The organism is Streptomyces sp. NPDC000594 (genome assembly GCF_040299965.1).
Lineage (GTDB): Bacteria > Actinomycetota > Actinomycetes > Streptomycetales > Streptomycetaceae > Streptomyces.
The window spans coordinates 243,902-270,524 of sequence record NZ_JBEPCY010000003.1 but is presented as its reverse complement, the minus strand read 5'-3'; the positions used below and the strand labels follow the sequence as shown (position 1 = coordinate 270,524).

Sequence of the window (26,623 nt, the reverse complement as noted above, 5' to 3'; positions counted from 1 at the left end):
CATCGAGCCCGGTCACGGCACCCGTGGTGCGCTTTTCCCGTTCATTCCCCGTATCCGGTGCCCACATCCCACACCCAGACCCCGCCGACCCGCTTCCCCGGTTTGCCGAGCAGCCCCTCGACGGTGGCGTACAGGGCGTGGTCGTTGTCCTGCGGCGGCAGTACCACCACCCCCGCCCGCCAGGCCTTCAGATCCGCCGCCGCCTGCCGCTGCCAGCCTCCGCCGATCACCGGCACCCGGCCGGTGGTGCGGACCTCGGCGAGCATGTTCGAGGTGTGGCGCGGTGTCGGCCCGTAGATCCCGATCCGGTCGGGGCCCCAGGGGCCCATGAAGTACCCCCCGGCCAGCGCGAAGTCCATCCGGCCCGAGGACTGCCAGAAGAGCGGGTCGGCATGGCCCGGTGAGGCGACCGGGACCGTGACCACGGACTCCCCCTCGGCGAGGTAGTCCCGGTACATCCCCTCGGTGAAGAACGCGGCCACCGGCCCCCTCTCCCGTACCGGATAGGGCGTGGGCAGCACCGGCACCAGCGCGGCCACCACCACCAGCACCCCGGCCGCCCGCAGCGCCCGGGGCCGGCGCCGCGCGGCCAGGAAGCGGTCGACGGCGAGGGCGAGCAGCATGCCGAGCACCGGGGCGCAGACCATCGCCACCCGGGACTCGATGACGGATTCAAACAGCGGCGCCTCGGCGAGCGCCTTCCAGGGCCCGGGGAGCACCACATCGGTGTACGGGATACGGAACTTCACCCCGAGCGAGAGCAGCGCCGCGGCCACCGCCGTGAAGGCCAGTGCCCGGACCACGGCCAGCCGCCGCAGCCACACCACGACCGCCGTGCAGACCAGCAGCACCGGCCAGCCGAAGAACGCGTTCTGCTCGGTGCGGTTCATCGCCAGCGGATCGGACCCGGCGTCCGAGCCCGCCAGTGAGCGCCCGGCGAACTCGACGAAGGCGAGCGGGCTGTTGTGGGTGACGGGGCCGTGGACGACATGGGTGTAGCTCTGCGGCCCGAAGAACTGCCAGCCCAGCGGGAAGGCGACCAGCGGCAGACAGACCGCGAGTCCGATGAGGGTCCCGCGCAGCAGCGGACGCCGGACGGCGGCGGCGACATCGCGCCGGGCCACCGCGTACGCCAGGCCGAAGAAGACCATTCCCATCGCCGCCAGCAGCAGCGACTCCTCGCCCAGGAAGATCTGGTACGTGGTGAGGAGGCCGAGGAGGACGCCGTCGCGGACCACCCGCCGGCCGTGGCAGAGGCGGAGCGCCCGGTCCACGATCAGCGGGATCGCGAAGAGGACGATGAAGTTGGGGTGGGCGTTGCCGTGGGAGATCATCGGCGGGGCGAAGGCGGCGAAGCCCCCGCCGATCGCGGCGGCCCAGCGGCTGGCGACCAGCCAGCGGCCGATCAGCCAGTACCAGCAGAGGGCGGTGGCGGCGAGGCCGCCGGTCAGGACGAGGGTCCAGGTGACGCTGGCGCCGAGCAGCAGGGTGATGGGGGTGAGGGGCACCGAGAGCCCCAGCATCACGGTGTTCGCCATCAGATTCACCCCCTCCGGATGGTTCAGGAGGGAGGTGAAGAGGGGGTTGCGCAGCTCGGTGACGTTCTCGGCGGTGACCCGGAAGAACCACTCCCACTGGTTCTGGTCCTGGCCCGCGTCGGCGAGATAGCCCCGGTCCAGATCGGCCCAGAGGTCCTGGTAGAGGATGACGGCGCCGAGCAGGAAGGCGAGGGCGACCACCAGGTCCGCGCGCCGGACCGGGCCGGTGCGCAGCCGGACCAGCTCCAGCAGGACCCGGCCGTAGTCCAGCGGGCGGACCTTGGAGCCGGGGCGGTGGGACCAGCGGACCGGGACCTCGGTCACCGGCCAGCCCTCGCGCCGGAAGTGCCGCAGGATCTCCACGTCGATGCCCCACCCGTCCAGCCGGGAACCGGCGAACGCGGCCCGCGCCTTCTCGCCGTCGAAGAGCTTGAAGCCGCACTGGGTGTCATGGATCCCGCGTACCGCGACGGTGCGTATCAGCCGGTTGCCCAGCCGGCCGAGCCATTCGCGGACCCGCCACTGGTGGTTCTCTATCAGCGAGTCGGGGTGGGCGCGGGAGCCGATCGCCGCCGCCGACTCCTCGTCGGCCAGCAGCGCCTCCAGATGCTCCAGCTCCTCGATGGGGGTGGAGAGATCGGCGTCGGTGATCAGTACCCGGCGGCCGTACGAGGCGAGGACCCCGCGCCGCAGTGCGTCGCCCTTGCCGTGGTTGGCCCCGTCGAAGGCGGTGACGACATGGATCCTGGGCTCGTCGCGGGCGGCCCGGCGGGCGACCTGGGCGGTGGAGTCGGTGGAGCCGTCGTCCACCACGATGACTTCCCAGGTGCGCTCCGGGTCCGCCGACAGATGGGCGCGGATGGCGTCCAGGGTGGGGCGGAGCCTGCCCTCCTCGTTGTACGCGGGGACGATCACACTCAGGTCGACATCGCCCTGGTACGGGGGGGTGCGCATCGGGCCGCCCGGTTCGGCTGCGGTGGGGCCGGGGTGCGGGGCTGTGGTCACGGCTGGCCCTCTCGTCGTTCGGCCGGTACCCCGGGCCGGGCTGCCGCCCGCTCCAGCCGGTCCGCCCAGGCCGAGGCCCGGTCGTTGTGGGTGTCGATGACCGCGCGGGCCGCCCGGAGGTCGCCGAGGGTCACCGCGTCCACCAGCTCCAGATGGCCGCCCCACAGCCAGCGGCCGCGGTCGTCGTCGGTCCGCAGCTGGGGCACGGCGAAGACCCACCCCTGCACCAGCAGCCGGTAGAGGAAACCGGAGATGTAGACATTGGCGAGGATCGACCCCAGTTCCTGCCAGAAACGGAGGTCGTAGCCGATGTGGATGTCGAGATCGCCGCAGCGGGCGGCGCGTGCGGCCTCCTCGGCGCGGCGGCGTACGGAGACCATGGCGACCGCCCGGGTCCCGGTGTGGGCGCGGCGCTCCGCGTGGCGGATGACCCCGTCCATGACCAGGGAGCGGGACTCCACGATGGCCCGGAAGTCGGCGAGGGTGAAGCGGTGCACCCTAAAACCCCGGTGGTGGTCGGAGTCGAGCAGACCGTGGGCGCTGAGGTCCACGAGGGCCTCCCGGACCGGGGTCGCGGAGACCCCGTACTGGTCGGCGATCTGCTTCACCGTGAACTCCTCGCCGGGCGGGAGCCGCCCGGCCAGCACCTCGTCCCGCAGCGCGTCCGCGATCTGCTGCCGCAGGGTGCTGCGGGTGACAGCGGTGGTCGCGCCGTACGGTCCGGGGGCGGGCATCGATGGCTCTCCTTCGCCAGGGTGGTCCCGGACACGATATAGGCCACCCGGTGAGGACCAAGTGAGGGGAATATGACGGGAGAAAGCGGTATGGATGGGATGTTCGAGGCGGCGACGGGGGACGGCCGGGCGTCGGCCGGCCCCTCTCGTGACACGGAGGTACGGGCCGCGTACGCGGGGCTGATACAGATCCGCCGGCTCACCGGGACCACCCCCGCGCCCTGGGAACGCTCCCGGCCGGCCTGGGCGGTCGCCCTGGCGCTGGAGGCGGGCGGTGTGGCGCCGTCGGCGGTGGACGCGGACGGCACCCGGGTCGCCACCGGCTACCGGGTGCTGGAGTCCGAACGCCCGGGGGCGGTCCGGGTGGAGTGGGCGGGGCCCCCGGGCGGCGGGGTCCGGCGGCAGGCGGACGAACGGCTGCGGGAGTGCGCGCGGCTGCTCACGGAGGCGGGGTGGGAGGCGCTGCTCTACCGGGGCGCGGCCGGGCGGAGATTCCTGGAGGTGGAGGCCCCGGCGCGCCCGGGCTCCTGAACACGGTTCCGGGCCCCGGTCTCCTGCTGCCTCAACGGCCCGGCCCCCGGCTCCCCGCGCTCCGCCTCAACGGCCCGGACCCCGGTCCCGGATGTACACCCCGATCCGGGCCCGGCTCACCGTCCGCTCCTCCACCAGCCGGAAGTGTCGCTCCAGCACCGCCAGCGCGGCCGTCTCCCTGGCCGGCACCAGCCGCCGCTCCCCGGGCCGGTCCGCGACCACCAGCACCCGGCCCGGGTGGTCGAGGAGCCGCTCCCGGACCGTCCCCGGGGACGCCTCCGTCCCGTACAGCGTGTGCGAGGCGCGCGGCGCGCGGTCCAGGGAGAGATCCGGCAGCCCCCGGAAGCCATCGCCGGGCGCCAGGGACCACACCCGGCGCTGCCCCGGCACGAACAGCACCGCGTCCCCCGGCCGGGCCAGCTCGGCGACGACCCCGGCCATCGCCGTCACCCGGTCGCTGCGGCTCTCCGGGGAACGCAGCTGCGGACCCGTGACCGTCAGGTGCACCACCGCCGTGACCACCGCGCCCCCCGCCACCAGCGGTGACCAGAGCCGGTCCAGCACCGCCCCCAGCAGCAGCGCGAGCCCGACGACATGGAAGAGCACATACCGTTCGACATAGAGGGGGTGGGCGAAGGAGACCGCGATCAGCAGCCCCATCGGCAGGACCAGCAGGGGCAGCGCGAGCCGCCGCACCGCGCCGCCGCCGGGCAGCGCCCCGCAGACCAGCCCCACCAGCGCCAGGACGGCGAAGTCCACCAGCTTGGGGGTGCTCGGCGGGCCGACCCAGTCCAGCTGCGCCGACTGCGTCATCGAGAAGACCGCCAGCGGCGCGAGACCGCAGCAGACCACCGCCGCCGCCCGCCGCCAGTCGCGGGGCAGCCCGCGCCCGCCCGGCCGCCCCGCCGGCCACACCGTCACCGCATGCGCCACCAGCGCCAGCACCGCGAACTCATGGAGCAGACAGGCGATCAGCATCACCACCGTGTACGCCCGCCACCGCCGCTCCAGGAGCAGCAGCGTCCCCCATGCCACCAGCGCGCAGACCAGGGCGTACGAACGCCCCTCCTGCGCATACCGCTGGACGACGGGGAGCAGCGCCAGCACCAGCCCGGAGAGCAGCCCCGCCCTCGGCCCGGCGAGCCGTGCCCCGATCCGCGCGACCAGGGCGGCGGTCGCGGCGGTCGCCAGGACCGAAGGCAGCCGCAGCGGGACGAGCCCCGGGTCCCAGACGGCGAACACCGCGTGCATCAGCAGGTAGTAGAGGCCATGGACGGCGTCGGCCGAGCCGAGGGTCCGCCAGATCCCCGGCAGGCTCCGCCCGGCCATGTCGTAGGTGACCGCCTCGTCGCTCCACATCGTCCCCTCGCGCTCCAGCCCCCACAGCCCGAGCGCCAGCGCCAGCGCGGCGGGCGGCAGGGCGACGGCCCAGGGGGTGCGGGGCGCGGGCCGCCGCTTCGGCGGCAGCGAGCGGACGGGAACGGTCGCGGTCTCGATCATGCGGCGAGTCCACCGGCCCCGGCGTTGATGGGCAGGCCCCCCACGCCGCACCCATCAATCGAGTCGGCCGAGTTAGGCTGCCCGGGGGCCGGACAGGGCGCCGCCGGGCCGCCTGAGCTGGAGCGGGGCCGAGGGGCCCGGGTGCCGGGCGGGGGAACAGGGGCGACGGGGGCGACGGGACATGGGACGCCGGGAGAAGCCGCTCGACCCCACCGCCGGACCGGTCCAGGACTTCGCCCACCGGCTCCGCGCCCTGCGCCGCACGGCCGGCTCCCCCACCTACCGGGCCATGGCCGAGGGCTCCCCGTACACCGCGCCCACCCTCTCCGGCGCCGCCGCCGGGGAACGGCTCCCCTCCCTCCCCGTCACCCTCGCCTATGTCCGGGCCTGCGGCGGCGACCCGGTGGAGTGGGAGGAACGCTGGCACCTGGCCGGCCCCGACCGGGCCGCCGTCGCCCCCGACGACGGGGCCGAGGCCCCCTACCCCGGACTCGCCCGCTACCGGACCGAGGACCGGGAGCACTTCTTCGGCCGCGACGAACTCATCGCCGAACTCCGTGAGATGACCCGTACCCGGGAGTTCACCGCGCTCGTCGGCGCCTCCGGCAGCGGCAAGTCCTCCCTGCTGCGGGCCGGACTGGTGCCCGCCCTCCGGGAGGACCCCGCGACCGACGCCACCGTGATCCGGATCCTCACCCCCGGACCCACCCCCGCCCGGACCCACCGGGCCCTGCTCACCCCCGGCGCGCTGCTCCTGGTCGACCAGTTCGAGGAGGTGTTCACCCTCTGCCGGGACCCCGGCGAACGGAAGGCCTTCATCGCGCTGCTGACCGGCTCCGGCTGCCGGGTCGTCGTCGCCGTCCGCGCCGACTTCTACGGCCGCTGCGCCGAACACCCCGCACTCGCCGCAGCACTCAGGGAATCGGTCCTGCTCGTCGGGCCGATGACCCCGGAGCAGCTGCGGGCGGCGGTCGTCGGCCCGGCCGGCGCGGCGCGGCTGATCGTGGAGCGGGCGCTGACCGCCCGGATCGTCGCCGATGTCGCCGATGAGCCCGGCGGGCTGCCGCTGATGTCCCACGCCCTGCTGGAGACCTGGCGGCGGCGGCGCGGACGGACCCTCACGGTGGCGGCGTACGAGGCGATCGGCGGGGTACGGGGAGCGGTCGCGCACACCGCCGAGGAGGTCTTCACCGCCTTCACCGCGAGCGAGGCACGGGCCGCCCGGGCCCTGCTGCTGCGGCTGGTCTCGCCCGGCGAGGCCACCGAGGACACCCGCCGCTCGGCCGCCCGCGCCGAACTCGCGCACGACCCCGACTTCGAGCACGTCCTGGAACGCCTGGTCCGCGCCCGGCTGCTGACCGCCGACGACGGCACCGTGGACCTCGCCCATGAGGCCCTGATCCGGGGCTGGCCCCGGCTGCGCGGCTGGATCGAGGCGGACCGCGACCGGCTGCGGCTGCACCGCCGCCTCACCGACGCGGCCCGCACCTGGGAGGCGCTGGGGCGGGACGAGGGGGCGCTGTACCGGGGGGCGCAGCTGGCGGCGGCACGGGAGGCGTTCACCCCGGGGCGGGACGCGGAGCACCCGGAGCACCCGGAGCACCCGGAGCACCCGGGGCATCCGGAGCACCCGGGGCAGCGGGATACCCGGGAGCCGGGGGAGCCGGTCCGCCCGGAGGCAGGGGCTCCGGGCGCCGTCGGCCCGGTGGAGAGCACCGCCGCCACCGCGCGGCGCTCCGGACGGATCCGTGGCTTCCTGCGGGCCCGCAGGGCCCGCAGGATCCGTCCGGGCCGCTCCGGGTGGACACCCCGCTTCCCCCTCGCCCCCGAGGAACACGCCTTCCTCGCCGCCTCCCTGCGCGCCGACGACGACCGGCTGCGCGCCGCCGCCCGTACCACCCGCAGACTGCGCGTCCTGACGGTGGCGCTCTCCGCCCTGCTCTGTCTCACCACCGTCGCCGGAGTGGTCATCCAGCGTCAGAACGGCTCCGCCGAGCGGCGGGTGGTCGAGACGGAGGCCCGCCGGATCGCCGAACGGGCCGAGAGCGTCCGGGCCGTGGACCCCCGCTCGGCGATGCGGCTCTCCCTCGCGGCCTGGCGGCTCGCCGATCTGCCGGAGACCAGGGAGGCGCTCTTCGCGGCGGCGGCCCAGCCGCTCACCGACCGGTTCACCCTGCCCGAGATCGCCACCGAGCTGGAGATGCACGAGAGCGACGACAACTCCGTGTGGCCACGCCTCTCCGAGGACGGCCGCACGGTGAGCGTCGTCGGACCGGACCGGGTCGCACGGTGGGACACGGCGACCCGGGCCCGCCTCCCCGACCGGCCCGGACTCGGTGGAGCCGCCGACCGGATGATCGACATCAGCCCCGACGACCGGAAGGTGGCGTACGGGAACCGGGACGGCGTCAGGATCTGGGACACGGTGGCCGGGCGGCCCGTCAGCGGGCCCTTCGGCCCCCGGGGCAGCCGCCACGAGGGCTGGTTCGGCTCCGGCGGCCGGCTCTACGCGGCGCATCCGTTCGGCGGCCGGCTGACGGTGTGGGAGACGCGCACCGGGCGCCGGGTCCTGACCGTCCCCGGCGACCGGCGCGGAGTGCGGCTGGTCACCCTCTCCCCCGACGACCGGCTGCTCGCCTTCTGCCCGGACGACCGCCGGCTCCGGCTCTGGGACATCCGGGAGGGCCGTCCGCTCCCCGTCCCCCGGGCCCTGGGGCGGCTCGCCTGTACGGCGCAGACCCTGACCTTCGCCCCGGACGGCCGGATGCTGGCCGTCCCCACCGGGAAGGACATCCGCCTCTGGGATGTGCGGACCGGCCGGGAGCACCCCCGGGTGCCCACCGAGGCCCCGGCGGATGTGGCGTTCGGCGCGGACGGCACCCTGCTGGCGACCGTGGGGAGCGACGGGGTCCGGCTCTGGCGGCTCTCCCGGGACCGCGCGCCCCGGTCGCTGCTCCGGGTCCCCCGGGGGACGATGAACCTCGCCGAGGTCCGCCTCGATCCCGCCTCCGGGACGATCCGTTCGCTGAGCCACTTCCCCTCGCTCACCGTCTGGACCGTCGCCTTCGACCCGGCGGCCGCGCGGCGCCCCGTACCGCCGCCCCTCGGCCGTGCCGCCTACAGCCAGGACGGCACCCGTCTCGTCACCCAGCGCGGCGGCGCGTACAGGATCCGGGACGCCGCCGACGGGCGGGTGCTCACCACCCTCGCGGGCCCCGGCGGAAAAGTGGGCTGCCATCCCTGTGTGCCCCTGGCCTTCAGCCCGGACGGCCGTCATCTGGGCCATGCGAACGGCGCGGGGGAGCTGACCGTACGGGATCTCGCCTCGGGGGTCTCCCGGTCGGCCGCCGCGCCCCCGGACTTCGACGGCGGGCTCTCGGTCGGTGTGGGCGGGAAGGAGATCCGGGTCTCCCGCTCCGCCCAGCGCCACAAGTCGGTGGACCGGCTGCGGCTGGGGCCGGGGGAAGCGGGCCGGGACGGCTGGTCAACCCTGCTGGCCGGGGTCCACGGCCCGGTCCTGGGCACCACCCCGGCGGACCGGGTCCTCACCGGGCGGCGCAGCCTGATCGACCCCGGGACCGGCGAGGTCACGGCGGCCATGCCGGGGGCGGGGGACGCCTGGGCGGTGGCGTTCAGCCCGGACGGCACCCTGGCCGCGATGGCCGATCAGCTCGGCCGGACCACCCTGTGGCGGTCCGGCGCGGGCGCTCCGCTGGCGGAGCTGACCCCGGCCGAACCAGCCAGGGGGCTGCCCAGCACCCCGCCCGCCCTGGCGTTCTCCCCGGACGGCCGCCGGGTCGCCGTCGGGGGCGCGGACGGCCGGATCGTGGTCCGGGAGACCGCCGATCCGCGCTCCCGGGGGCTGGTGCTGCCGCCCGCCGACGGCCCGGTCCTGGCGCTGGGCTTCTCCCCGGACGGCGACGAGGTACGGGTGACCACCGACCGCCGGGTCCACCGGGCGCATCCGCTGGATCCGGGCGGGACGGCGGCGGCGGTCTGCGGGCGGGCCGGGGGCGGGCTCACCGGGAAGGAGTGGCGGACCCACCTCCCGGGGATCCCGTACCGCCCGACCTGCCCCTGACCCGGTGACGGTCTTCCCGTGACGGTCAGACGGTGAAGCGGTCCGCCACCGTCAGCGCCGCGTCCAGGACCGCCAGGCCCTCCTTCGCCTCCGCGTCCCCGGTGGTGCACGGCGGCACCACATGGGTGCGGTTCATGTTCACGAAGGGCCACACCCCGCCCTCCTTGCAGGCCGCCGCGAAGGCCGCCATCGGGGCGTTGGCCTCACCGGAGGCGTTGTACGGGACCAGCGGCTCCCGGGTGGCGCGGTCGCGGACGAGGTCGAGGGCCCAGAAGGCGCCGACCCCACGGACCTCGCCCACGCTGGGGTGCCGCTCGGCCAGCGCGCGCAGACCCGGGCCGAGTACGGCCTCGCCGAGGCGGGCGGCCCGCTCCACCACCCCCTCGTCCTCCATCACCCCGATCGTGGCGACCGCCGCCGCGCAGGCCAGCGGGTGGCCGGAGTAGGTGAGCCCGCCCGGGTAGGGGCGCTTCTCGAAGGTGGCGGCGATCCGCTCGGAGATGGCGACCCCGCCCAGCGGCACATAGCCGGAGTTGACGCCCTTGGCGAAGGTCAGCAGATCGGGGACGACATCGAAGTGCTCGGCCGCGAACCACCGTCCGGTCCGCCCGAATCCCGTCATCACCTCGTCGAGCACGAGGACGATCCCGTACCGGTCGCAGATCTCCCGTACCCCCGGCAGATAGCCCGGCGGCGGGAGCATGATCCCGGCGGTGCCCGGCACCGTCTCCAGCACGATCGCGGCCACGGTCGACGCGCCTTCGAAGACGATCGTCTCCTCCAGGTGGCGCAGCGCCCGCTCGGTCTCCTCCGCCTCGGTGGTGGCATGGAAGGCCGAGCGGAAGAGGAACGGCGCCCAGAAGCGCACCACACCGGCGGTGCCGCTGTCGGAGGGCCAGCGCCGGGGGTCACCGGTCACATTGATCGCGGTGCCGGTGGCCCCGTGGTACGAGCGGTAGGCGGAGAGGATCTTCGGACGGCCGGTGTGCAGCCGGGCCATCCGTACGGCGTTCTCGACCGCCTCGGCGCCGCCATTGGTGAAGAAGATCTTGTCCAGATCGCCGGGGGTGCGCTCGGCGATCAGCCGGGCCGCCTCCGAACGCGCCTCGATCGCGAAGGCGGGGGCGAAGGTGGTCAGCTTCCCGGCCTGCTCCTGGATGGCGGCCACCACCCGGGGGTGCTGATAGCCGATATTGGTGAAGACGAGGCCACTGGTGAAGTCGAGATAGCGCTTGCCGTCGTAGTCCCAGAAGTACGAGCCCTCCGCGCCCGCCACCGCGAGCGGGTCGATCAGCCCCTGGGCGGACCAGGAGTGGAAGACATGGGCGCGGTCCAGGGCCTTGACGGTGTCCCGGACGGCGGCGGGGTCGGCGGGCTGCTGGGCGTGAGTGGTCATGGCGGCCAGCGTACGGAGCGGCCGGTACGGTCCGGCATGGCCATTCTGTCGGGCGCGGGCCCCGCCACCACGGCGTTCTGTCGCACCGGGGCCCTGGCTCTGTGAGGTCCGGGACGGGACGGGCGGTGACCGGGGTCAGAAGTCGAAGACCGGGGTGGTCGCCCGGCGCAGCGCACAGGCGTTGGTGAAGGTCTTGCGCCAGCTCAGCGGCTGCCCCATGAACTCCCCGTACGCGCTGGCGGTCACCGGGTCGTGGTTCAGCGGGCAGAACCCCGGCTCCCCGGCGAGCGCGTCCGGGTCGCCGCCCGCCTCCGCCAGCTCGCCACAGGCGGCCAGCGGCCGGGGGTGGGAGCCGCCGGGCGGGTCGCACTGGAGCCGGACGGACCGGGCGCCGCCGCTGCCCGGCCCGGAGAGGGTCAGCAGCAGTCCGGGCCCGACCTGCGCGGTGGCGTCGGCGGTGGCCTCGGCGACGGCCCGCGCGACGGGTGCCGTGGCGGGTGTGGCGGGTGCGGCGGTGGCCTGGGCGGGGAGCGTGCCCGCCCCGAGGAGGGCGACGGAGAGGGCGAGGGTACGGAGAAGGGCGCGGCGGCGCATGGGGCTCCTTGAGAGCGAAGGGGAGGAACCTCCCCACATCACCGCCGCCCCCCGCCCCCGCCCGGCCGACACCCCGGCGCGGTCCCTCCAACGAGGTACGGGAAGGGCCGCTCCGGTCACCGGAAGGGTGTCAGCGGCAGAGGGCCTCGATGACCGAGTCGAAGTCGGGGAACTCCCCGGCCGCCTCCGCCATCACCTGGCGGCCCGTGCGGCGCGCCCCCGGGGCGAAGCGCTCGGCGATCGAGGTCAGCTCCTCGTGCGGCTGGGGATCGCGGTCGGGGTACTGGACCACCTCCAGCGGCCCGTACCCGTCGGCCAGCAGCCAGAGATAGGAGGGCAGATCCCGGGCGACGACGGCGGTCTCGCCCTCGCCTCCGAGGAAGACCACGGGCTGTTCGGCGATCCGGGCGCCGGGCCGCACCAGCCAGAGCGCCGCGTGGCCGCCGCCCACATCGCGGCCGAAGACCAGGAAGTCCTCGCCGCCCAGGTCGCTGTTGCCGGTCCAGTCGCGGATCCAGTCGGCGGTGTCCTCGGCGGAGAGGAAGGCCTCGTACGGGTCGAACTCGATGCCGTCGCCGTCGGCGTGGCCGTAGTCGGCCTGGTTGGCGGCGGCGAGCGCGGGCGGGAGATCACGGTCGAAAGTCGGAGACACAGGCGGCAGAGTAGCGCCAGGCGTACGGCCGTTCGGCGACGGCCGTACGCCTGGCGATCACACTTCCGGGCCCCTGAGGGCTACGGGGTCTTCTTGGTCACCTCCAGATCCGCCGTCGGGTCCTTGACCTGGCCGCCGGGGGTGCCCGCCGCCTGGCTGGTGTTGTTGCCGGGCACCGGGTCGTGGGTGTCCGCGTCCACCGTGGCGGTGTTGCGGATGTCCGAGCCGTCGTTCTCGTACTCGGGGTCGAGCTTCACCCGGAACACCCAGGTCACCGAGGCTCCGGGGGCGAGGGAGTCCAACGGTCCGCACTGCACCGTGTCGCCGGAGACACAGTCGTCGTCCGAGGAGACGAAGGTGAGCGCGGTCGGCAGGACATCGCTCACCCGGACCTGTTCGGCCGTGGAGGGACCGTTGTTGGTGACGGTGAGTTCGTAGTCGAAGGATTCACCGGGAGCGATGGGGGTGTTGGTCGTCGGCCGCTTGACGATGGCCAGATCCGCCGACGGCTGGGCGACCGAACCGCCGGGCGGCAGCTCCTCGTCCACGTCGTTGCGGCTGTTCGGGTCGATGTTGTCGGCCGTGACCCGGGCCCGGTTCAGCAGATCGCTGCCGTCGCCCTTGTAGTCGGGGTCGATCCGTACGGTCAGGGTGTAGTCGGCGCTCTGGCCCACCTGGAGCGGTGTGCTGCGGCGGCAGGTGACCACCGCGCCGGTGACCGTGCATCCGGCGGGCGACGACGACACATAGACGAGCCCGCTGGGCAGGGCGTCGGTGAGCCGTACGTTGAGGGCGTCCGCCGAGGGGCCGTTGTTGGTGACCCGGATCCGGTAGTCGAAGGTGGATCCCGGGGGCAGCGGGGTGTCGCCCTGGGCCGTCTTGGTCACCGACAGATCCGCGTAGGGCTGGTTGACCGCGCTGCCGGGGAGCCCGGCGGGCGGGCTGGTGTTGTTCCCGGGCACCGGGTCCGCCGTGTCCGACGCGGCGGTGGCGGTGTTGGCGATGTCCGAGCCGTCGCCCCGGTAGTTGGGGTCGAGCCGGACGGTGAAGGTCCAGGTCTTGGCGGCGCCGGGGGCGAGGGTCGCCTCCGGGCCACAGCTCACGTCCTGCCCGGTCGCCGTGCAGCCGTCGGCCGATGAGACAAAGGCCAGCGGGGCCGGGAGGGTGTCGGTGATCCGGACGTTCCGGGCGCGGGACGGGCCGTCGTTGGTGACGGTGACCGCGTACGAGAAGGTCTCACCGGGCGAGATCGGGGTGCCGGTCGTGGGCCGCTTGGCGGTCCACACATCGGCCTGCGGCGCGGAGACCCCGCCGGGCGGCCGGACCGGTGGCGAGGTGTTGTCCTCGGGGTTGGGGTCCTCGGAGTCCGAGGTGGAGGTGGCGGTGTTCAGCAGATCGCTGCCGTCCCCGGTGTAGGCGTCGCTGAGCCGGACCCGGAAGGTCCAGGTCACATGGTCGTCGGCGGCCAGCCGGGCGAGCGGGCCGCAGGTGACCTGCTGTCCGGAGGCCCGGCAGGGGTCGCCGGAGGAGACGAAGGCCAGCCCGGCCGGCAGGGCGTCCGTGACGGTCACATTGCGGGCGTCGGACGGTCCGGTGTTCTCGGTGGTGATCTCGTACTCGAACTCCTCGCCCGGGGCGATCGGGCCGTTGCCGACGGCGGTCTTCACGGTGTTGAGGTCGGAGACCGGGTCGAAGGGGCCCACCGGGATCACCGGATCCGGCTTGTTGTTGCCCGGGTCCGGGTCGACGGCCTCGGAGGTGCCCTCGGCGGAGTTGCCGAGATCGCTGCCGTCGCCCTGGTAGGAGGGGTCGAGCCGGACGATGAAGCTCCAGTGCTTGGTCTCCCCGACGGAGAGCTGGGGCTCGGGACCGCAGGTGATGTTACGGCCGCTCGCGGTGCAGCCGTCGGCGGAGGAGACGAACTCCATGCCCTCGGGCAGGACATCGGTGGCCATGACCTCACGGGCGACCGACGGGCCCCGGTTGGTGGCGGTGAGGGTGTAGGTGACAAGACCGCCGGGCGGGACCGCCGAGGCGGCCCGGGTCAGCCGGGTCTCCACCCGGGAGGTCTGCCCGGCGACCGCCGAAGGGGCCGTGACCGCCGAAGGGGCGGTGACGGACAGGGGCTGCGGGGCGGCCGAGGCGTGACCCGTGCCGGACCACAGCGGTAGCGCACAGGCCAGGGCGGTGATGACCGCCCTCACCGTGGGGGGCCGATGTCTGGTCGCTCTCATCTCACATCGATTCCGATCCGTTCGTGGTCCGGGGCCGGGGCCTGCGGGCGGGTTCCAGGGGCGGTGAAGGGGACAGAGGGGACAGGGGGGCATTTTTTTGGGGGTCGGTCAGTCGGTCCGCTTGGTGAGGACGATGTCCGCCGTGGGCCGATTGGTCCGGCCACCGGGCGGCCCGGTCGAGCCGCTGTTGTTGGTCGGATCGGGGTCGTCCGTAGCGGCCGACGCGGTGGCGGTGTTCCGGAGGTCCGAGCCGTCACCCTCGTACGAGGCGCTCAGCCGCACCTGGAAGGTCCAGGTCACCGAGGCACCCGTGGGCAGACCGGAGACCGGGCCGCAACTCACGTTCTGTCCGCTCGCCGTGCAGCCGTCGGCCGACGAGACAAAGGCGAGCGAGGTCGGCAACGGGTCGGTGAGCCGCACCTGACGGGCGGTGGACGGACCGCCGTTGGTGACCGTGACGGTGAACTCGAAGGTCTGGCCGGGGGCGATGGGGGTACTGGTCACCGTCCGTTTGACCGTCCGCAGATCGGCCCGGGGGACGGTCACCCCGCCCGGCGGGATCGCGGTGGCCGTGTTGTTGGCGGTGTTCGGATCCGTCACGTCATGGCTCGCGGTCGCGGTGTTGACCAGATCGGAGCCGTCACCGGTGTACGAGGGGTCGAGCAGCACCCGGAAGGTCCAGGAGACGGAGGTGCCCGAGGGCAGGCTCGGCCGGGTCGGACAGGCGAGGTTACGGCCGCTCGCGGTGCAGCCGTCGGCCGATGAGACAAAGGTCAGCCCGACCGGGAGGGTGTCGGTGATCCGGACATTGGTGGTGTTCGACGGCCCGTTGTTCAGCGCGGTGACCCGGTAGTCGAACTGCTGGCCGGGGGTGATGGGACCGGTCCCGACCCCGTTCTTGCTCGCGACCACATCCGCGCGCGCCGTCACCGTCGTCGTCACCGAGGCGCTGTTGTTGGTGGTGTCCGTGTCGGAGCGGTCGCTGGGCGGGGTGACGGTGGCGGTATTGGTGAGCGTGGTGGGCTGGGCGGGCGCCGTCCCGGTGATGGTGTAGGTGGCGGAGCCGCCGCGCAGCAGATTCACCGTGGTACTGAGGTTGTTGCCGCTGCCGGACGCCTGGCCGCAGGAGCTGCCGCTGGTCGCGGTACAGCTCCAGGTGACCCCGGTGAGACCCGGCACGGCGTCCCGGACGAAGGCGCCCATCACATCGTTGTCATTGCTGTTGGCGACGCGGACGGTGTAGACGACCGGGCCGCCGGCCGCCGGGACGGTGGAGAGGTTCGCCGTCTTGGTGATCGACAGATCCGCCGGGACATTGATCTTCAGATCGCCGATCTCATGGATATTGGTGGCGCCGCCGGTACCGCCGGAGAAACCGACCTTCAGGGAGGACGGCAGTGCGGGCTGGTTGGCGATGCCCGACACATTGAAGTCGGTGATCATCTTTTGCAGCGTGGTGCCGGGACCGGTGTCCGACCACACATTGACCAGCAGCCGGCCGGCGTTGGGCATCACGGTGACCCGGACGGTGCGGTAGTCGCCCCGGCCGCAGGTCTCCACGGAGGTGGCGGCGAGGCCGCAGGCGGAGGTGCCCTGGGTGGGGCCGGGGGTGGAGGTGCCGAAACGGTAGCCGGTGGTGCCGTTGCCGCCGCCGCGCAGCACGATCCGGTTGGCCTGGGTGCCGGGTCCGTCGTTCCCGGCCTGGATGGTGGAGAAGTTGCCGAACTCGTCGATGCCGATGCCGAGGAAGGCCCCGGGGACCCCCGTCCGGTTGCAGGGCGGGCCGCCGCCGCAGGAGTAGCCGAGGCTGCCGCCCGGGGCGCCGGTGCCATTGGCGGCGGTGCCGTTGGCGAGGAAGAAGGCCAGACCGTCGCCGCGCTTGCCGTCGAAGGGGGTGCCGCCGTAGGTGGCATAGGTGAACTCGGCGACGATGCCGAGGCTGGTGGAGAAGGAGTCGTTCATCTCCCAGGCCCCGGCCTGGGAGCTGGCCGCGCTGGTGAGCCGGAGCCAGCCGCCGCTCTGGAAGGTGGCGGTGCCCACGGCCGTGCCCAGGGAGCCCACCGCCGAGTCGAAGGGTTCATGGACGGGGAAGGTGAGGGCCCGGGGGGCCGCCCGCCCGGCCGGGCCGGGGGGCGCCGAGTCGGCGGGGGGCTGCGGGAGCAGGGTCAGCAGCAGCCCGCACAGGACGGCCAGGGCGAGTCGGCGGGCGCCGCTGGCCGAGGCCCGGGTGAGTCTCATGTCCGTGGACCCTCATCTCGGAATCTCGGATGTTCTGTCGTGCGGGTCGGGGTACCGCCGCCCACCGGCCCGCCCCGGCTGTACGGGAGGGCCGTACGGGACGGGGGTACGGGGCGGTGCGCGGCGACGGCGGTACGGGTCAGGGGCGGCGGGCGCGGTGGGCGAGGGCGACCAGGGCGCAGCCGCTCGCCAGGGTGAGCGCGGCGGACCAGGGCAGCCAGGCGGGGAGGGTGCCGCCGGTGTTGGGGAGCTGGGGGTCGCCGGGCGCTCCGGGGTGCCCCGGGCCGGGTCCGGGCTCACCGGGTCCGGGCGGTTCCCCCGGCTCACCCGGGCCGCCGGGTCCGGGTCCGGGTCCGGGTCCGCCGGGCTCTCCGGGTTCTCCGGGGTGGGGCTTGCCGGGGTGTGGCCCGCCGGGCTTTCCCGGCCCGGTGGGACTGGGGTGCGGGTGGGGCTGCGCCGGGTACTCGACATAGAGCGGGCCGCCGTCGGGGCCCGTGGTGTGGGCGCGGTTGCTGTTGTTGCTCAGCACGGGGTCGCGGGTGTCGGCGGTCACCGTGGCGATGTTGTCGATCTCCTGGAGCCGGGGCTCCCCGTCATGGCCGCCATGGTGGCCGGGGTGTCCGTCATGACCGTGGTGCCCGTCGTGCCCGCCGTCACCGCCCTCGGGGGTGTCCCCTGCGGTGCCCTCGGCCGCCTCCTCGGCCGTCTGCTGCGGGGTCGGCGCGGCTCCCCGTACCGGCGCGTTCTCCCGTACAGCCGTGTCTTCGGGTACGGGGGTGTTCTCGGGTACGGGGGTGTCCTCCCCGGTCAGCGGCTGGCCGGGGGTGTTCTCCGGGGTCAGCGGCTGGCGGACCCGGACGGTGAGGGTGTAGGTGAGGGTGCCGTTCACCGCGAGCCGGTCCACGACCGGGCAGCCGACATCCTGACCCGAGGCCGTGCACCCCTCCGGCGACGAGAGGAAGCGCACCTCGTCCGGGAGGGGGTCGGTGACCCGTACCCGGCGGGCGGTGGCCGGGCCGTGGTTGCGGACGGTGATCCGGTACGCGTAGGTCTCACCGGGGCGTACCCGGGTCTGTCCCGCCGGCAGGACGGCCCGCATGGTGAGGGCGAGATCGGCGGTGCCCTCGCCGGGGGTGACGGGGAGCCCGGTGGTGGTGGCGGTGTTGTTGCCCGGGTCGGGGTCCTCGGTCGGCGAGGAGACGGCGACGACATTGGTGATGTCCGAGCCGTCGCCCTGGTAGTCGTCGGCCAGCCGGACGATCAGCCGCCAGGAGTGGGACTCCCCGACGGCGAGCCGGGCCAGCGGGCCGCAGGTGATCCGCCGGCCCTGGGCGGTGCAGCCGTCCGGCGAGGACTCGAAGACCAGCGCCTCGGGGAGCTGGTCGGTCACGGTGACGTCCACCGCCTGGGAGGGGCCGTGGTTGGTCACGGTGACGCGGTACTCGAAGATGCCGTCGCCGTCCACGAGCTGCTGGAGCAGTTCGGTCATGGCCGGTGCGGCGCTCTCGGGCGTGATCCTGCCGGGCGCGGTCTTCGCGGGCGCGGTGACCCCGCCGCTGATGCCGACCCCGGTGCCGGTGTTCCCGGTGGTCGGGGGCGGGGCGGTTCCCGCGCGGGGGAGCGCCGCCGAGGCGCGGACCGCGAGGTCGGCCCGGGCGGCGCGGGCGGGTCCGGCCACCCGGGTGCCCGGCCCGGCACCCGGGGGCGCGGGGGAGGCGAGCGGCCCCGGGGCGGCACCGGCGCCCGTGACCGGTTCGGCGAGGGCCCCCGGGGTCGCGGGGCCCTCCGGCACCGACACCGCCGGCTCGGCCCAGGCGGGCCAGGCGGACCCGGCCGCCAGCGCGGCGAGGACGGCGAGAGCACCCCCGGCGCTCCGGGCCGGCCTTCCGTGCCGTCCGTGGATGGTTCTCATACGGTGCGCCCTCCGTGCTGTTCATGGATTCGCCGGCGGATGATCCACAGACAGCACACATCCCCCCCATCTGCACGATTTATCTGATAATCGTGATGAATTGCCCGTAAGGAACCAATGGGGGTGATGGGGGTGCGGGGGGAGGGTGACGGCCCCCGGACGCACGGATGCCCGGACGGGAGAACCCGTCCGGGCATCCGAGAGGACCGCCGGAACGATCGGACCGGAACGATCGGAGGCAGACCGATCAGAGCCGGACCGATCGGAGCCGGACCGATCAGAGGAAGGAGTTGATCTCGATCGTCTCGGTCCGGCCGGGACCGACACCGATCGCAGAGATCGGGGCGCCCGACATCTCCTCCAGCGCCTTTACGTACGCCTGCGCGTTCTTCGGCAGATCGGAGAAGGTCTTCGCCTTGGTGATGTCCTCGGACCAGCCCGGCAGCCGCTCGTAGATCGGCTTCGCGTGGTGGAAGTCGGTCTGCGAGTAGGGCAGCTCCTCGACGCGCTTGCCGTCGATCTCGTACGCGACGCACACCGGGATCTCCTCCCAGCCGGTCAGCACGTCGAGCTTGGTGAGGAAGAAGTCGGTGAGGCCGTTCACCCGGGTCGCGTACCGGGCGATCGGGGCGTCGAACCAGCCGCAGCGGCGGTCACGGCCGGTGGTGACACCCCGCTCGCCGCCGATGCGGCGCAGCGCCTCGCCGTCCTCGTCGAACAGCTCGGTCGGGAACGGACCGGCGCCGACCCGGGTCGTGTACGCCTTGAGGATGCCGATGACCCGGCTGATCTTCGTGGGGCCCACGCCCGCGCCGGTGCAGGCACCGCCGGCGGTCGGGTTGGAGGAGGTCACGAAGGGATACGTGCCGTGGTCCACATCGAGCAGGGTGCCCTGGCCGCCCTCGAACAGCACGACCTTGCCGTCGTCGATGGCGTTGTTCAGGATCAGCGTGGTGTCCGCGACGAAGGGCTTGAGCTGGTCCGCGTACCCCAGCAGCTCCTCCACGATCTGGTCGGTCTCGATCGCGCGGCGGTTGAAGACCTTCGCGAGCAGCTGGTTCTTGGACTCCAGAGCCGCCTCGACCTTCTGGTGGAGGATCGACTCGTCGTAGAGGTCCTGGACCCGGATACCCACGCGGTTGATCTTGTCGGCATAGGTCGGGCCGATGCCGCGACCGGTGGTGCCGATCTTGCGCTTACCGAGGAACCGTTCCGTCACCTTGTCGAGGGTGACGTTGTACGAGGTGATCAGGTGCGCGTTCCCGCTGAGCAGCAGCTTCGAGGTGTCGACGCCCCGGTCGTTGAGCCCGCTCAGCTCGGAGAGCAGCACGGCGGGGTCGACCACGACACCGTTGCCGATGACGGGCGTGCACCCGGGAGAGAGGATTCCGGAAGGGAGGAGATGCAGCGCGTACTTCTGGTCGCCGACGACGACCGTGTGGCCGGCGTTGTTGCCGCCCTGGTAACGCACCACATAGTCCACTGATCCACCGAGCAGGTCGGTGGCCTTTCCCTTGCCCTCGTCACCCCACTGAGCACCGAGCAGCACAAGTGCGGGCACAGGCGTACACCCCTTCCGGGCGGGGCATGTCCAAGGTCAGGGGCGTGAGCCGTGCCTGAGTCCGCGGACCGGTTGCCCCGGAATAGACGAAGCCCCTGGCGCAATAGCGCAAGGGGCTCTTGCACAAAGATGCTACCCGAGGAAGGACCGAGGTGTCGGCTCACGACCAGCTGCTGGTGGTCATCGACCCGGTCGCCCGCCGAAGTGACGGCGAGTCCGTTCGGATCGCGAAGGATGTCCTGTGCGGTGGATCTTCGGCGAAGATCTGCCTTCCGGACGGGCCCGAGGAGTTCGCCAGAGCGCTGGCCCGCAGGGGTTCCAGACGCCCGGTGGTGATCGGTGACGACCGGGCGCTGCTGCGGGCGGTGGCCCTGCTGCACCGGGACCGCTGGCTGGGGGACGGGGCGCTGGCGCTGGTCCCGGTGGGGCCCGTGGTGGAGCTGGCGCACTCGCTGGGGGTGCCCCGGGGCACGGTCGCGGCGGCCCGGGCGGTGCTGGACGGAGTGGTCCGGCGGCTGGATCTGCTGGTGGACGAGAGCGACGGGGTGGTCGTCGGGGAGCTGGTGATCCCGGTGGCCCCGGCGCAGGGATCCGGTCCGGTGCGGGAGGTGCTGCGGCTGCTGGGCCGCTCCCTGGTCCGCTCGGCGCCGGTGCCGGGCGGGCAGCGGCTGCGGGTGGAGGCGGACGGGGTGGTGCTGGCCGACCGGGACCACCAGGTCTCGGCGGTGACGGTACGGGCGGTGGGGGGCCGGGCGGAGGTGGTCGTCCGGCCCGGCGGCACCGGGCGGGCGCTGACGGCGGAGGCGCTCTCGGTCACGGTCTCGGGGCCGGACTTCCGCTACCGCGCGGACACCACGGTCACCGGGCCGGTCCGGACCCGCACCTGGACGGTCCGCGCGGGGGCCTGGGGGCTGACCCTGCCGCCCAGCCGGGGGCCGGAGGCCGGGCTCTCCGCGGCGGGCGCGGGCGCCTGAGCCCCGGAGATCCGGCGCGGGTGCCTGAGCCCGGGGTCCGGTGCGCGTGCCCGGGCCCGGGGTCCGGCCCGGTCCCGGCGGGGGTCCCGTGCCGGCCCGGCCCCGGGTCCGGCAGGGGTCCGGACCGTCCCCGGCGGGGTTCAGCGCGGGGGCTCCGGGGGGCGCTGGCGGGGCATGGTGGGGCGGGCGCCCGGCGGTACGGGTGAGCGGGACGAGGCCGGCGGGTCGGCCGGGGCGGCCCGGAAGGGGGCCGGGGGCAGCGGCGCCGGGCGGGCGGCCAGCGGTGCCGGCGGTCCCGCGAACTCCCGCATCCAGTCCGCCGTCTCCGCCCGTACCAGCTCGGTCACCTCCTCCGAGAACCGCCGCAGCACCCCGAGACAGCGCTCGGCCGCCTCCGCCGCCGTCCCCTCGGCGGGGCCCAGCACCTCACGGACGCTCTCCGACGCCCAGTCGAACTGGAGCTTCTGGAGTCTGCGCTGAAGCTCCTGCGCGGTGGCCACGCTCCGCATCCACCCCGAGGTGATCCCGAACCAGCGGTCGCAGCCGAGTGCCGCCGCCCCCAGCAGCAGGGCGAGATACCCCCAGCCCGCGGCCCCGGGCAGCACGCCGGTGAGATCGGCCAGCGGCAGGGCGGCCCCGGCGGTGAACCCCGCGGCGGCGGTCAGCCGCAGTACCCGCCCGGCCCGGCGCTTCCAGACCCGGTCGCTCAGATACCAGGCGACCGTGCGCAGCGCCCCCGTCTCCACCCAGCGGTACAGCTCGTCCAGCCGCTCCGCGGGCTGTCCCCAGTCGCCGAGCGGGAAGGGCCGGCCGGTCAGATCCCCGCGCGACGCCTCGCCGCGCTCCTCCCGGGCCTGCCCCCCGGGCTGCATCTCCGGCTGGCTCACCGGGGCGCTCCTGTTCGTTGTGTTGTGTCCGTGCGGCTTCGTCGCTCGTGCGGCTTCGTTTGCGCGTGTGGTTCTGTCGCTCGTGCGGTGTGCCGCGCGTGCGGCTTCGTGGTCCGTGCGACCGGTCCCGTACCCGGATCCGTCGCTCTGTGTCATGCCCTGGCGCCGTACGGTGCTCGCGCCGCCGTACGGCACGCCCGCCCACCCCGTCGGCGCATATGTCCGTGGCGTGGGTGCGGACGCGTATGCCCTTCCTACCGCCGAACGGCGGTCCGCGCGAGGGAAAACCCGCATTCTCCGTGGTCGGGTGGCCTGTGAACAGCCGGGGGAAGGACCGGACACTCACTCGAAAGAGGTGTCGCCGCAGGCGTTCGGCGTGGTGCGTGGCGACCACGTAGGCTCGGCATGACCGAACATCCGATCTCGATGTGTGCCCTGGAGTGACCGTGATTCCCGGTGGTGGCCAGCCCAATATGCAGCAGCTTCTCCAGCAGGCCCAGAAGATGCAGCAGGATCTCGCGCGGGCCCAGGAGGAGCTGGCGCGGACCGAGGTCGAGGGCCAGGCGGGCGGTGGTCTGGTGACCGCCACCGTGACCGGCTCCGGCGAGCTGCGCGCCCTGGTGATCGACCCCAAGGCGGTCGACCCGGAGGACACCGAGACCCTCGCCGATCTGGTGGTCGCCGCGGTCCAGGCGGCGAACGAGAACGCCCAGCAGCTCCAGCAGCAGAAGATGGGCCCGCTGGCCCAGGGCCTCGGCGGCATGCCGGGTCTGCCCTTCTAAGCCGCGCGCGGAACAACTACCGTACGAGCCACAGGGGCCGTACGAGCCGAGGAGAGGCACTCCGGTGTACGAAGGCGTGGTTCAGGACCTCATCGACGAGCTGGGCAGACTGCCCGGTGTCGGTCCCAAGAGCGCCCAGCGGATCGCCTTCCACATCCTCCAGGCCGAGCCGACCGACGTCCGCCGCCTCGCCCATGCCCTGCTGGAAGTGAAGGACAAGGTCCGCTTCTGCGTGATCTGCGGGAACGTCGCCCAGGAGGAGCGGTGCGGCATCTGCCGGGATCCGCGCCGGGACCTCTCCGTCATCTGTGTGGTGGAGGAGTCCAAGGATGTGGTGGCGGTCGAGCGGACCCGCGAGTTCCGGGGCCGCTACCACGTCCTGGGCGGCGCGATCAGCCCGATCGAGGGCGTCGGCCCCGACGATCTGCGGATACGTGAGCTGCTGGCCCGGCTGGCGGACGGCACGGTCACCGAGCTGATCCTCGCCACCGACCCCAATCTGGAGGGCGAGGCGACCGCCACCTATCTGGCCCGCATGATCAAGCCCATGGGTTTGAAGGTCACCCGGCTGGCCAGTGGTCTGCCCGTGGGGGGAGACTTGGAATACGCCGACGAGGTCACGCTGGGGCGTGCCTTCGAGGGGAGACGACTTCTCGATGTCTGATGCCATGCTGCACGCGACGCACCAGGATCCGGGCGACTTCGCGGTCCAGATCGCGGACTCGATCGAATCCTTCATCGTCGCGACCACCGAGGTGGCGAAGGGTGACGAGCCGGACAGCGCCGTGCCCTTCCTGCTCCTTGAGGTGTCCCAGCTGCTCCTCACCGGGGGCAGGCTGGGCGCGCACGAGGACATCGTCCCGGACGAGCGCTATGAACCGGACACCGGTCCGGAGCCGGACGTGGACGACCTGCGGGAGCGGTTCGCCCGGATGCTCGACCCGGTCGATGTGTTCTCCGAGGTCTTCGACCCGTACGAGCCGCGCAAGGCGCCGGTGGCCTGCCGGATCTCCGACAGCCTCGCGGACATCGTCACCGATCTGCGCCACGGTCTCGCGCACTACCGGGCCGGCCGGGTCTCCGAGGCGCTGTGGTGGTGGCAGTTCTCGTACTTCTCCAACTGGGGGCCGACCGCTTCGGCCGCGCTGCGGGCGCTCCAGTCGCTGGTGGCGCATGTCCGGCTGGACCAGCCCCTGGAGGAGCTGGACGGGCTGGACACGGACGAGCTGGCGGACGAGGCGCTGGCGGAGGAGGCGGGCCGGGTGATGGCCGAGGAGATCGCCGCCCCGCTGGGGATCCGTACGAGCTGAGCCGTCGCCACGGCAGGGGGTACGGGCGGTGCGGCTGTCGGTTTTCGGCCAACCGCCACCTTGTCATGATGTGAGCCGCCGCACACCCCGAGTACCCCGCCGCTCCCTGGGCATGAGTGGTCCGAGTGCGGCCGTGCTCACTTCCTGAGCAGGACATCTCGCGATGTGAACGCCAGGGGATCGAATCCGGCCGCTCGTTAGACTGAGCCGACCGCAGTACAGAGCTGCGGTGGAGAACCGAGCGAGGAGCGCACGTGGGCCTTGTCGTGCAGAAGTACGGAGGCTCCTCCGTTGCCGATGCCGAGGGCATCAAGCGCGTCGCCAAGCGAATCGTGGACGCCAAGAAGAACGGCCACCAAGTGGTCGTGGTGGTCTCCGCGATGGGCGACACGACGGACGAGCTGATCGATCTCGCCGAGCAGGTATCCCCGATCCCTGCCGGGCGTGAATTCGACATGCTGCTGACCGCTGGGGAGCGCATCTCCATGGCCCTGCTGGCCATGGCGATCAAAAACCTGGGCCACGAGGCCCAGTCGTTCACCGGCAGCCAGGCGGGCGTCATCACCGACTCGGTCCACAACAGAGCGCGCATCATCGATGTGACGCCGGGCCGTATCCGGACCGCGCTGGACGAGGGCAATATCGCCATCGTCGCCGGTTTCCAGGGGGTGTCCCAGGACAAGAAGGACATCACCACCCTGGGCCGGGGCGGCTCCGACACCACGGCGGTCGCCCTCGCGGCGGCGCTGGACGCCGAGGTCTGCGAGATCTACACCGATGTCGACGGTGTCTTCACCGCCGACCCCCGGGTGGTGCCCAAGGCCCGGAAGATCGACTGGATCTCCTTCGAGGACATGCTGGAGCTGGCCTCCTCCGGCTCCAAGGTGCTGCTGCACCGCTGCGTCGAGTACGCACGCCGATACAACATTCCGATCCATGTCCGCTCGTCGTTCTCGGGACTGCGCGGCACCTGGGTCAGCAACGAGCCGCAGGGAGACCAGCAGGTGGAGCACGCCATCATCTCCGGAGTCGCCCACGACGTCTCCGAGGCCAAGGTCACGGTCGTCGGAGTACCGGACAAGCCGGGCGAGGCGGCGGCCATCTTCCGCACCATCGCGGACGCCGAGATCAATATCGACATGGTGGTGCAGAACGTCTCGGCGGCCACCACCGCCCTCACGGACATCTCCTTCACCCTCCCCAAGACCGATGGCGCCCGCGCCATCGAGGCGCTGGAGAAGGCGAAGGCGCAGATCGGCTTCGAGTCGCTGCGCTATGACGACCAGATCGGCAAGATCTCGCTGGTCGGCGCCGGGATGAAGACCAACCCCGGGGTCACCGCCTCCTTCTTCGAGGCGCTCTCCGACGCGGGGGTCAACATCGAGCTGATCTCGACCTCCGAGATCCGTATCTCGGTGGTCACCCGCGCCGACGATGTGAACGAGGCCGTGCGCGCCGTGCACACCGCCTTCGGGCTCGACAGCGACTCCGACGAGGCCGTGGTCTACGGAGGCACCGGGCGATGACCCGCAAGCCGGCGCTCGCGGTCGTGGGTGCGACCGGGGCCGCCGGCGGTGAGCTGCTCCAGATCCTCAGCCGCCACGAGGACATCTGGGGCGAGATACGACTGATCTCCTCCCCGCGCTCGGCCGGCCGCAAGCTGGCCGTGCGCGGGGAGGAGTGCGTCGTCCTGGGGCTGGACGAGGAGGCCCTGCGCGGCTGCGACGTGGTCCTCTTCCTCGCTCCCGAGGAGATCTGCGCCCGCTGGGCCCCGGTCGCGGTGAGCCTCGGCGCGGTGGCCGTGGACGGCTCCGGCGCCTTCCGGCTCGACCCCGATGTGCCCCTGGTGGTCCCGGAGCTGAACCCGCACGCGCTGCGGATCCGGCCGCGCGGCATCGTCGCGAGCCCCCATGACACCACCCTCACCCTGCTGCCCGCCATCGGCGCCCTGCACGCCGCCTTCGGGCTGCGGGAGCTGGTGATCTCCTCCTACCAGGCGGCCAGCGGGGCGGGCCGGGGCGCGATGGCCGCGCTGCGGGCCCAGCTCGCGCTGGTCGCGGGGACCGAACTGGGCACCGCCACCGGCGATCTGCGCCGGGCCGTCGGCGAGGCCGGGACCGGGCCGCTGCCCGCGCCGCTCGCCCTCAATGTGGTGCCCTGGACCGGGACGGTCCGCCCCGGCGGCTGGTCCTCCGAGGAGCTCGGCCTGCGCGAGGAGACCCGCAAGGTGCTCGGGCTGCCCGAGCTGAAGGTGGCGGCGACCTGTGTCCGGGTCCCCGTACTCACCGCCCACTCGCTCACCGTGCACGCCCGCTTCGAGGACGAGGTCACCGTCGCACGGGCGCATGAGATCCTCGCCACCTCGCCGGGGGTGGTGCTCTACGACGAGCCCGCGCTGGGCGACTTCCCCACCCCCGCCGATGTCGTCGGCACCGACCCCACCTGGGCCGGGAGGGTGCGCCGCGCCCCGGACGACGAGCGCGCGCTGGATCTCTTCCTCTGCGCCGACAACCTCCGCCAGGGCGCCGCGCTGAACGCGGTCCACATCGCGGAGACCGTCGCGGCGGAATTCCCCCGGTGATGGTTGCTCAAACCCTTCACCACATCGTTTCATGATCGGACCTGGAACGATCTGGAACGGATGTCCTTCAGGTTTGTAGTATCTGTGAACGTCCTGTGGACGTGCCGTGCGCG

General features: G+C 73.3%; 19 protein-coding genes. 8 read left to right on the top strand and 11 right to left on the bottom strand.

Features of this window, described 5'->3' with window-relative positions; all coding sequences use genetic code 11:
* Window positions 1–41: 41 nt before the first annotated feature.
* Both ABT354_RS06205 and ABT354_RS06200 read right to left on the bottom strand, forming a co-directional pair.
* Window positions 42–2,492 (bottom strand): dolichyl-phosphate beta-glucosyltransferase, encoded by a 2,451-nt coding sequence (locus ABT354_RS06205; protein WP_351490161.1) that lies wholly within the window; start codon window positions 2,490–2,492, stop codon window positions 42–44.
* A 47-nt stretch (window positions 2,493–2,539) separates the two neighbouring features.
* On the bottom strand, window positions 2,540–3,277 hold the full coding sequence (locus ABT354_RS06200) for a GntR family transcriptional regulator (RefSeq protein ID WP_351489717.1): 738 nt from the start codon (window positions 3,275–3,277) through the stop codon (window positions 2,540–2,542).
* Between the two features lie 90 nt (window positions 3,278–3,367).
* Between ABT354_RS06200 and ABT354_RS06195 the strand changes: the two genes are divergently transcribed.
* Complete coding sequence (locus ABT354_RS06195; protein ID WP_502983335.1) at window positions 3,368–3,808, top strand: hypothetical protein; 441 nt, start codon at window positions 3,368–3,370, stop codon at window positions 3,806–3,808.
* 66 nt (window positions 3,809–3,874) lie between these two features.
* On the opposite strand, the gene ABT354_RS06190 is transcribed toward ABT354_RS06195, so the two are convergent.
* Window positions 3,875–5,308, bottom strand: a complete 1,434-nt coding sequence (locus tag ABT354_RS06190) for a glycosyltransferase family protein (RefSeq protein WP_351489715.1) — start codon at window positions 5,306–5,308, stop codon at window positions 3,875–3,877.
* A gap of 181 nt (window positions 5,309–5,489) precedes the next feature.
* Between ABT354_RS06190 and ABT354_RS06185 the strand changes: the two genes are divergently transcribed.
* Entirely contained in the window at window positions 5,490–9,389 is a 3,900-nt protein-coding gene (locus tag ABT354_RS06185) for an nSTAND1 domain-containing NTPase (RefSeq protein WP_351489713.1), read from the top strand.
* A 25-nt stretch (window positions 9,390–9,414) separates the two neighbouring features.
* Here the strand turns inward: ABT354_RS06185 and ABT354_RS06180 are convergent, their stop codons facing one another.
* From ABT354_RS06180 to ABT354_RS06150, 7 genes are all read right to left on the bottom strand, one after another.
* Window positions 9,415–10,785: an aspartate aminotransferase family protein gene (locus tag ABT354_RS06180; protein WP_351489711.1), complete on the bottom strand. Its 1,371-nt coding sequence runs from the start codon at window positions 10,783–10,785 to the stop codon at window positions 9,415–9,417.
* A gap of 135 nt (window positions 10,786–10,920) precedes the next feature.
* On the bottom strand, window positions 10,921–11,379 hold the full coding sequence (locus ABT354_RS06175) for an SSI family serine proteinase inhibitor (RefSeq protein ID WP_351489709.1): 459 nt from the start codon (window positions 11,377–11,379) through the stop codon (window positions 10,921–10,923).
* A 130-nt stretch (window positions 11,380–11,509) separates the two neighbouring features.
* Window positions 11,510–12,031, bottom strand: a complete 522-nt coding sequence (locus ABT354_RS06170; RefSeq protein WP_351489707.1) for an SMI1/KNR4 family protein — start codon at window positions 12,029–12,031, stop codon at window positions 11,510–11,512.
* Window positions 12,032–12,111: 80 nt separating this feature from the next.
* Window positions 12,112–14,265, bottom strand: coding sequence for a CLIPPER-2 domain-containing protein (locus tag ABT354_RS06165; protein WP_351489705.1), 2,154 nt, complete (start codon window positions 14,263–14,265; stop codon window positions 12,112–12,114).
* A gap of 108 nt (window positions 14,266–14,373) precedes the next feature.
* Window positions 14,374–16,503, bottom strand: a complete 2,130-nt coding sequence (locus ABT354_RS06160; protein WP_351489703.1) for a hypothetical protein — start codon at window positions 16,501–16,503, stop codon at window positions 14,374–14,376.
* A 139-nt stretch (window positions 16,504–16,642) separates the two neighbouring features.
* Window positions 16,643–18,415 carry a DUF11 domain-containing protein gene (locus ABT354_RS06155; RefSeq protein ID WP_351489701.1) on the bottom strand — a complete coding sequence of 591 codons (1,773 nt, stop codon included), beginning with the start codon at window positions 18,413–18,415 and terminating at the stop codon, window positions 16,643–16,645.
* 277 nt (window positions 18,416–18,692) lie between these two features.
* Window positions 18,693–19,976: an adenylosuccinate synthase gene (locus ABT354_RS06150; protein WP_351489699.1), complete on the bottom strand. Its 1,284-nt coding sequence runs from the start codon at window positions 19,974–19,976 to the stop codon at window positions 18,693–18,695.
* A gap of 152 nt (window positions 19,977–20,128) precedes the next feature.
* On the opposite strand from ABT354_RS06150, the gene ABT354_RS06145 reads away from it, so the two are divergent.
* On the top strand, window positions 20,129–20,950 hold the full coding sequence (locus ABT354_RS06145) for a diacylglycerol kinase family protein (RefSeq protein ID WP_351489696.1): 822 nt from the start codon (window positions 20,129–20,131) through the stop codon (window positions 20,948–20,950).
* Window positions 20,951–21,090: 140 nt separating this feature from the next.
* On the opposite strand, the gene ABT354_RS06140 is transcribed toward ABT354_RS06145, so the two are convergent.
* The gene (locus tag ABT354_RS06140; RefSeq protein ID WP_351489694.1) at window positions 21,091–21,837 is read right to left on the bottom strand and encodes an SLATT domain-containing protein; all 747 of its coding nucleotides are present in this window, start codon (window positions 21,835–21,837) and stop codon (window positions 21,091–21,093) included.
* A 446-nt stretch (window positions 21,838–22,283) separates the two neighbouring features.
* On the opposite strand from ABT354_RS06140, the gene ABT354_RS06135 reads away from it, so the two are divergent.
* From ABT354_RS06135 to ABT354_RS06115, 5 genes are all read left to right on the top strand, one after another.
* On the top strand, window positions 22,284–22,619 hold the full coding sequence (locus ABT354_RS06135; protein WP_351490157.1) for a YbaB/EbfC family nucleoid-associated protein: 336 nt from the start codon (window positions 22,284–22,286) through the stop codon (window positions 22,617–22,619).
* A 64-nt stretch (window positions 22,620–22,683) separates the two neighbouring features.
* Window positions 22,684–23,283, top strand: coding sequence for a recombination mediator RecR (recR, locus tag ABT354_RS06130; RefSeq protein ID WP_351489692.1), 600 nt, complete (start codon window positions 22,684–22,686; stop codon window positions 23,281–23,283).
* Complete coding sequence (locus ABT354_RS06125) at window positions 23,276–23,929, top strand: DUF5063 domain-containing protein (RefSeq protein ID WP_351489690.1); 654 nt, start codon at window positions 23,276–23,278, stop codon at window positions 23,927–23,929. The genes recR and ABT354_RS06125 overlap by 8 nt, the downstream gene beginning before the upstream one ends.
* A gap of 254 nt (window positions 23,930–24,183) precedes the next feature.
* Window positions 24,184–25,455, top strand: coding sequence for an aspartate kinase (locus ABT354_RS06120; RefSeq protein WP_351489688.1), 1,272 nt, complete (start codon window positions 24,184–24,186; stop codon window positions 25,453–25,455).
* Complete coding sequence (locus ABT354_RS06115; protein WP_351489686.1) at window positions 25,452–26,510, top strand: aspartate-semialdehyde dehydrogenase; 1,059 nt, start codon at window positions 25,452–25,454, stop codon at window positions 26,508–26,510. The genes ABT354_RS06120 and ABT354_RS06115 overlap by 4 nt, the downstream gene beginning before the upstream one ends.
* Window positions 26,511–26,623 lie beyond the last annotated feature (113 nt).

Coding starts and splice junctions, on each gene's coding strand:
- ABT354_RS06205 (WP_351490161.1), bottom strand. CDS start 2,492: ATGCGCACCCCCCCGTACCAGGGCGATGTCGACCTGAGTGTGATCGTC.
- ABT354_RS06200 (WP_351489717.1), bottom strand. CDS start 3,277: ATGCCCGCCCCCGGACCGTACGGCGCGACCACCGCTGTCACCCGCAGC.
- ABT354_RS06195 (WP_502983335.1), top strand. CDS start 3,368: ATGGATGGGATGTTCGAGGCGGCGACGGGGGACGGCCGGGCGTCGGCC.
- ABT354_RS06190 (WP_351489715.1), bottom strand. CDS start 5,308: ATGATCGAGACCGCGACCGTTCCCGTCCGCTCGCTGCCGCCGAAGCGG.
- ABT354_RS06185 (WP_351489713.1), top strand. CDS start 5,490: ATGGGACGCCGGGAGAAGCCGCTCGACCCCACCGCCGGACCGGTCCAG.
- ABT354_RS06180 (WP_351489711.1), bottom strand. CDS start 10,785: ATGACCACTCACGCCCAGCAGCCCGCCGACCCCGCCGCCGTCCGGGAC.
- ABT354_RS06175 (WP_351489709.1), bottom strand. CDS start 11,379: ATGCGCCGCCGCGCCCTTCTCCGTACCCTCGCCCTCTCCGTCGCCCTC.
- ABT354_RS06165 (WP_351489705.1), bottom strand. CDS start 14,265: ATGAGAGCGACCAGACATCGGCCCCCCACGGTGAGGGCGGTCATCACC.
- ABT354_RS06160 (WP_351489703.1), bottom strand. CDS start 16,503: ATGAGACTCACCCGGGCCTCGGCCAGCGGCGCCCGCCGACTCGCCCTG.
- ABT354_RS06155 (WP_351489701.1), bottom strand. CDS start 18,415: ATGAGAACCATCCACGGACGGCACGGAAGGCCGGCCCGGAGCGCCGGG.
- ABT354_RS06125 (WP_351489690.1), top strand. CDS start 23,276: ATGTCTGATGCCATGCTGCACGCGACGCACCAGGATCCGGGCGACTTC.
- ABT354_RS06115 (WP_351489686.1), top strand. CDS start 25,452: ATGACCCGCAAGCCGGCGCTCGCGGTCGTGGGTGCGACCGGGGCCGCC.